This is a genomic window from Polaromonas sp. (assembly GCF_043778355.1).
Lineage (GTDB): Bacteria > Pseudomonadota > Gammaproteobacteria > Burkholderiales > Burkholderiaceae_C > Polaromonas.
On record NZ_JAYWHI010000052.1, the window covers coordinates 56,143 to 62,904 of the forward strand.

7 protein-coding genes and 1 tRNA gene are annotated in these 6,762 nt (G+C 55.9%); 6 read left to right on the forward strand and 2 right to left on the reverse strand.

Translation table 11 applies throughout. The features are described 5' to 3' along the window. The first annotated feature begins 62 nt into the window (after positions 1-62). The 3 genes from ACH2CW_RS08690 to ACH2CW_RS08700 all read left to right on the forward strand — a co-directional run bounded on the left by ACH2CW_RS08690 (position 63) and on the right by ACH2CW_RS08700 (position 2,032). A complete protein-coding gene (locus tag ACH2CW_RS08690; protein WP_395057130.1) occupies positions 63-1,322 on the forward strand; it encodes a putative Na+/H+ antiporter in 1,260 nt (419 codons plus the stop codon). A 148-nt stretch (positions 1,323-1,470) separates the two neighbouring features. Next, positions 1,471-1,752, forward strand: coding sequence for a BrnT family toxin (locus ACH2CW_RS08695; protein ID WP_395057132.1), 282 nt, complete (start codon positions 1,471-1,473; stop codon positions 1,750-1,752). Continuing rightward, a complete protein-coding gene (locus ACH2CW_RS08700; RefSeq protein ID WP_395057134.1) occupies positions 1,736-2,032 on the forward strand; it encodes a BrnA antitoxin family protein in 297 nt (98 codons plus the stop codon). The genes ACH2CW_RS08695 and ACH2CW_RS08700 overlap by 17 nt, the downstream gene beginning before the upstream one ends. A gap of 527 nt (positions 2,033-2,559) precedes the next feature. Here the strand turns inward: ACH2CW_RS08700 and ACH2CW_RS08705 are convergent. Beyond that, positions 2,560-4,605, reverse strand: a complete 2,046-nt coding sequence (locus ACH2CW_RS08705) for an ATP-binding protein (protein ID WP_395057136.1) — start codon at positions 4,603-4,605, stop codon at positions 2,560-2,562. Between the two features lie 170 nt (positions 4,606-4,775). On the opposite strand from ACH2CW_RS08705, the gene ACH2CW_RS08710 reads away from it, so the two are divergent. After that, a tRNA-Thr gene (locus tag ACH2CW_RS08710) sits at positions 4,776-4,851 on the forward strand. Positions 4,852-5,243: 392 nt separating this feature from the next. Next, positions 5,244-5,744, forward strand: a complete 501-nt coding sequence (locus ACH2CW_RS08715) for a hypothetical protein (protein ID WP_395057137.1) — start codon at positions 5,244-5,246, stop codon at positions 5,742-5,744. A gap of 32 nt (positions 5,745-5,776) precedes the next feature. Here ACH2CW_RS08715 and ACH2CW_RS08720 read toward each other — a convergent pair whose 3' ends face one another. Beyond that, entirely contained in the window at positions 5,777-6,070 is a 294-nt protein-coding gene (locus ACH2CW_RS08720; protein ID WP_395057139.1) for a helix-turn-helix domain-containing protein, read from the reverse strand. Positions 6,071-6,181: 111 nt separating this feature from the next. On the opposite strand from ACH2CW_RS08720, the gene ACH2CW_RS08725 reads away from it, so the two are divergent. Then, a partial coding sequence (locus tag ACH2CW_RS08725; protein ID WP_395057141.1) for a serine hydrolase occupies positions 6,182-6,762 on the forward strand: 581 nt, incomplete at its 3' end.

Below are 6,762 nucleotides of genomic sequence, written 5' to 3' on the forward strand. Positions count from 1 at the left end.
CAGCGCATTCGCGCCAGGGCAGGTATGCGTCGGTCGGGCCGCCACGCGGAGTACCTGTGCCCATGTCTGCTAGCCCTGAAACGATCCAGGTGATCGCCGCTGTCATTTTTGCAGTGGCCCTGCTTCACACCTTTGCCGCCAAACAGTTCGAGCGGCTCTCCCACCGATTCCCCGGCCACGCCGGCTTGTTCCATCTGCTTGGCGAGGTCGAGGTCGTCTTCGGCTTCTGGGCCATCGTGCTGGTCCTGACCATGGCGCTGCTGCTGGGCGGCGGCGAAGCCCTCACTTATGCGGAGTCACGCAACTACACCGAGCCGCTGTTCGTTTTTGTGGTGATGGTCATCGCAGCGTCGCGGCCGGTGTTGCGCGCGGTGATGGCCTCGGTCAACACCATTGCCGAACGCATCCCCCTGCCTACCGCGCTGGCCACCGCCTGGCTGGGGCTGGCCGCCGTGCCGCTGCTCGGCTCGCTGATCACCGAGCCGGCCGCCATGACGATTGCAGCGCTGATGCTGACGCCGCAGATCTTCCGCACCGCCGTGCCTGAAGGCGTCAAGTACTTCGCGCTCGGCGTGTTGTTTGTCAACGTGTCGATTGGCGGCACGCTGACCGCCTATGCGGCGCCACCCGTGCTTATGGTGGCGGCGGCCTGGCAGTGGGACAGCGCCTTCATGGCCGCCACCTTCGGCTGGAAGGCGGCGGTCGCTGTGGTGATCAACGCGACGGCTGCCACCTTTGCGCTGCGCAAACATCTGCTAACGCCAGACACCACAACGGACGGCGTAGAACGCGTGCCGCTGTCGGTGGTGGCGGTGCATATCGGCTTGCTCGCAGCCGTGGTGCTGATGGCGCATCACCCCGTGGCCTTCCTCGCGATCTTCCTGCTGTTCCTCGGTTTCACGCAGGCCTATGACAAACACCAGAGCCCGCTGATCATCAAAGAGGCGCTGCTGGTCGGCTTTTTCCTCGCGGGGCTGGTGGTGCTGGGCGGCATGCAGGCCTGGTGGCTGCAACCGATTGTGTCCAGCCTGCAACCGCTGGCGCTGTTTTTGGGCTCTTTGGGCCTGACCGCCATCACCGATAACGCCGCGCTGACTTACCTCGGGTCGCTGATCGTCGGCATCTCTGATGAATCCAAATACATGCTGGTGGCCGGCGCCGTAGCCGGCGGCGGCCTCACGGTGATCGCCAATGCGCCAAACCCGGCCGGCGTGGCGCTGCTCAAGCGCGGCTTTGCCGATGAAACTGTGGGCGCTGGCGGCCTGCTGCTGGGGGCGCTGGGGCCGACGGCTGTGGCAGCTGCTGCGTTTCTGTTTCTCTAGGCCGGTTGCTGCCTTGATCTGCTATGGTATTCATAGCTGCTTGCGCACGTTTAATATGGGCTGGAGGCCTGTTTGCCCACAATTTTTGCTCAATAATCGTAGTTACAAATAATCCTTGTAATTCAATTAAACGTAACTACAATAAATCATGCATGTGGTGTTCGATCCAACCAAAGAGATCGCAAATCTGGCGAAGCATGGCTTGTCATTGCTGGACGCCGTGGGCCTGGAATGGGAGGCTGCCTTGGTCTGGTCTGACAAGCGCCGCGACTATGGCGAACCCCGCATGGTGGGACTGGTGCCGGCCAATGACAGATTGTTTTGCGTGGTGTTTGTCGACCGGCCGCCAGAGCAAGCAACAGAACGCCGCATTATCAGTTTGAGAAAAGCCAATAACCGAGAGGTGAGACGATATGCCAACAACGATTAAGACGCGTAGCGGGCGCGTGCTGATTCTGCCAACGCCTGCCGAAGACGCCGCCATCACGGCTGCTGCCCTGGCAGACCCTGACGCCGTCCCCTTCACGGATGCCGAATGGGAGCAAGTCAAACCCTTGGTGCGTCGCGGCCGCCCGCTGGGCAGTGGCAGCAAGACGCAAGTGACCCTGCGCCTGGACGTGGAGGTGGTAGAAAAATTCAAGGCATCGGGCGATGGCTGGCAAACCCGCATGAACGACGTTCTGAAAAGTTGGGTGCGGACGCACGCGTGACTACGGCCTAGCGACTGTGCGCTTGCAAGATGTCGCCGAACTACCGAATCAACCATAAAAAGGCAGGGCGTCAACGGTCACATCGACTGGACACGTGGGTCACACATGACCAGGTGGAATATGTGGTGTGTGGCAATGCGGCGAGTTGGATAAATTCGTCTTGACGCGAGGGCGCAGTTCTCATGCTCATCGCTTGTCGGCAGGTAGGTCAGCGTGCTTGTAGCTGAACCATTTTCAGGACCCCAATTCGTTTGGGTTACGCGTTGGTTCTACAAAAAAGCCTCCGTTCCTTGCGAAACAGAGGCTTTCCATTTGGTGCCGGAGAGATGAATCGAACACCCGACCTTCTCATTACGAATGAGATTTAGTGGATAGTTGATGAGAGTCTCGGCAAGTCGGTGGTAATTAAATCAACGACTTACGACGATTTTACTTGAAGCAAGCACCGCCACTTATCTCTGGTTGTCGGCGCCGTTGTGCCAGGGCTGTGCCAAGGACCGATGCTCGTTGCAGGGGCCCTTCTGGTCCTATGGTGCGGAATCAGTTACTACCATTGCTGAGGCGTCAAACTCCTCCACCTCGAACTCTGTGTCAGCACCGTAGCCGTCAGTAGATAGGTCAATTTCTGGGATGAATCGTGAGTGCGCTTTCTGCAAGTAAGCTTTCGCACTGTCGCGATCAGCTTCATACGAGAGCTGTTGATTAATAAAGTCCAATTTGGATTTGGCGTCATTTATGACGTCTGCCCAACTCTTGACCCAGACAGTGATGTTTAGATCCGCATCGTTATAGACTAGCCCCTTTGGCATGTTTCTTTGGCTGGCTTTTTTTTGCGCATATGCGTCCAGATCATTCGAGACTGCCAAGAATGTCCACTTCGCGGGCACACCACGAAAGCGTTCATCGCTGGCGACAGCTATTGCGTACTTCTCAATTTGGGTGAGGACTTCAGAGTCGATCTTCTTGCTCGGCCGTTTTAGCTCTACTATGAGGTAATCGTACTCGCCACTTCGTGGCTGCGATGCCTTGCTCAACATCAAATCCACACGGCCCTGCTTGTCATCGCCGACGATCACTGGCTCAGCATCCTCCTGTCTCGGTCCCAGTGCCGCAAGATGCTTGTGCAGAACTTCTTCAAGACGCTGTTCAGTTCCGGCGAGTGTGAACTCCTCGTGAAACAACCATGCTTCGTTTTCCAGCATCTTGTGGAGTTGGTCCCTTTCCAGCAGCTTCTTCTTGCTTTCCTTGCCGAAAACAAGTGCGTCCAATGCAGTCAAAAAATCCAGCCTTCCTGCTACGGTTTTTGCGGCGCTGATGATGGACGAAAGGCTCGTTTTTCCCAGCAAAGCTGCAAGGTCATCCTGTTCTGCTCGTTTCAAGCCCAGGACCTCGCTGATGATAGTTTGGACAGAATCAGGATTCTCGCGAACCGCGTGGGCGAGGAGTTGGAAAGTGAACTTTCTTGATTTGTGATCTGCATCCTCGAAAGACGGAAGGTAGCTTTGAACATTGACGGCCAGAATGTCAAATACTTGGCGCTCTGCGGTCTCCACAGGATCCAGTTCAGCCTTGTCCTCGAATGGATATATCTTCTCTTCCTTCCACTTCTTCACAACCTCACTCTGGTTCTCGGAAAGGCGCTTTCGAAAATGGGCTTTCAGCTTTCCCTTGGCGTTCCCCATCACTGTCTGAACATCGGGGTGCAAATCGGCAAGAACCAATGCGTTCGATTTATCCAAATCGCGGAATAGCTCAGATTTTACGTATGCAGTGAACTCGAATCCTGGCGCCCGGACTTGTGGACCGACAGGGAGTGCGTGCAAAGCGACGCCACTTGGGTCGCACAAGTGAAGTGTCCGTTCAGTCGGTACCTTCCATTCGATTACCGACAATGTCACTGGGACGAATCGACCATCCACTGTTTTTACTGGATCAAGGCGTATGTTTGTAGTGCTAACTTGAGCACTGCTAGGGTCAACGGTATCTCCATCAAATGTCAACCGTATGTCCGGGTATTCGGTCAAATAGGCGGCATAAGTCCGAGCCAACTCCATTAAGGTTGAGCCGTCGCGCAATGACTTGAAATCGTGCCGCATGTTGTTGATGACGACCTCTGTGCCAGTCTTTTCAGTATTCGCCACTTCTACTGGCTCTGTGACTTCAAAGTCCTCAATAGTGTTGATGTGTCCCACAATCCGATAAGAATAGGTTTTCCCATTCAACTTGTAGTACGTGGTCCACTGCACACGCTCTCCTAAGGCAAAAGCCTTGAATCGTCCCTTGCCATTCTTTCCATGTAGTGCTCGGCCAGATTGTTTGTATGTCTTCTTTTTCCATGACTCGCCCAGCCCGCCAAAAAGGGATTCAATATTCTGATGGTCAATACCGTATCCGAAATCACGCACTCGCACCGATTCCAGGCCATCCATATCGTTGAGGCTGACGGATACTTCCACTTCATTGGAGCCAGCGTCAAACCCGTTCCAGATAACCTCGGAAAGCGCGGCGATGGGTTTTGCGGCAACCTGAGACTCAATGAAGTCCCGTTTCGCCGTTACATGTACTTTTGTCATTCATTGTCTCGTGAATTACCGTTGGATCAGGCGTCACTTTCAAAGCTCTCGTGTCGCAAAAACACGCTTTTTCCAGGAGCTGAACCGCTGCAAACGCGATGAGCCCCCACTTGTTCAGCGGTCTACGGTTGGATATTACCCTGTCTTTCGTAGCTATAATCTCAGGCTAAGCCGCTTTAGCTCAGTTGGTAGAGCAGCTCCTTCGTAAGGAGAAGGTCAACAGTTCGATTCCGTTAAGCGGCACCAAGATCCCAAAAATTAATTTTTGGGATCTTATCCAGAGCCTTTGTTGTTTTTTGTTTCGTCGCATCCAACATGGGTGCGTCCGAGGTCTTGGTCCTCGGATCGGAGCGCAGCAGTTTACGGCGCACAGTTTCTCAGAATAGTGCAAAGTGATTTGGTCACCCCCCAGCAGCAGCAATTAGTTAAACTGAAACTGCAAATCGGGGTTTTCGCACGCCGAATAGCCAGATTTGACACATCGCGCACCGCAGCGCCAGCAAGAACGCGAACCGAGCTCCAACGCTCACGTCTCGCACCCTGAATTTCCTCTTCGCTTTCCAGCCCAGATCGTTCAAACGATTCCAGGCTGGCCGCTGCATGCGTTTTCTTCTTACCAATGCATAGGAACTACAGATATGGCATCGACAAACTCCAAGGGCGCCTTGCCCACCGGATTCACTTCACCCTTCACGCTAATACTCCAGCAGGACAGATTTGACGATCTTCTAGTCTGCGCCGCCATCCTGACCGGAAGACCAATGGCCGATGTACGCAAGCTGGCCGAGCAGTTCGGTCTGCCCAAAACAGGACCTTACTGGGTGGACAACGTCATGACCGCCAAGCTGCTGATGAACCTTGGCAGCCTGGTCGCCACCAGCTACAAGGAATTCACCTCCTTCGCCGCGTTGCCGGATGTCGCAATACTCTTAGTGGACTATTCCGAGACAACCGAAATCGGCAGGCATGTCATTTGGCATCACATCCGAGGCACCAAGGAGCAGCAGGCCTTTTCCTACGTGATTGACCCGGCCTTACACATTTCCGCGCCACAGCAAATGAGCACCGAGTTCGGGCACCTCAAACCCGCGTGGTACGTAGAGGTCACTGCCGCCAAGGCTGGCGGCAAGGCTAAGTAAGCCGAAGGGACAGCCCGTCGCGATCACGCGCGTCAGGAATGTTTGCCCCTGCGTGATGGCAGTTCGTCCAACAGGGCTGCTGCCGGCAACCCGAGTGCGCTGGCGATGCGCCAGATATTGAACAGCGACACATTGCGCTCGCCACGCTCCACCGAGCCCAGGTAGTTCGGATGCAGCCCGGCGGCTTCGGCCACCGCCTCAATGGTCAAGAGCCGGTCATGCCGCAGTTCCCGCAATGCCGTGCCGAAAGCCGCCAGGAGGCGAGCCTGCTCGCGTTTGGCGGCCGCGTCCAACGGCTGGGGAGTGGGAACAGGGGCGCGCGGCATGCCCTGAAGTGTTCAAAAAAGCACACTAAGAGTACACAACCTATGAGTTCGGTATATGGCAAACTCGGCCTATAACCAAACGTAAAGTGTTTTAACAAGAGGAGGCTAACCATGAGTAAAAAGTTGTTGGCATTGATTTGCCTTGTTGCTGGAAGCGCCTGCGCCCAGATCATGCCTATGCAGGGCACCACGCCGAGCGCTCCGGATGAGTGGTTGCTCAGTCCCGGCCCGGCCTGGTACTACCGGGCCTCACCGTCACCGACTCCCCGTGAACTCGTCTACCGCAAGCCCACCCCGGCCGAAGACGAGGTTGTACGCAAAGCGCAGGTCCTGCTTCCCAACAGCGCAGGCAAAGCCATGGCGCTGCTGTCCGGCAATGAGGTGGTTTGGTACGGCTTCAAGCCGCCCGCCTCACGCTCGCGCTTTTTCCATGGCTTCAGCATGGGCAAGACCGTGACCGCCATGGCGGTCGGTAAAGCCATCTGCCAAGGCAAACTCAAGCTCGATACCGTGGCGGCGGATGTGCTGCCCGAGCTGAAAAACACCGACCTGGGCGCGGCCACGGTGCGCGACCTGCTCCGAATGAGTTCAGGGACCTGGGAAGGTAACAGGGACAGCACGGTGTGGTCGAAAGAAGAACGCGAATCGATTGACACCAAGCGCTCCAATTGGCTGACGTTTCTTGCGACCTC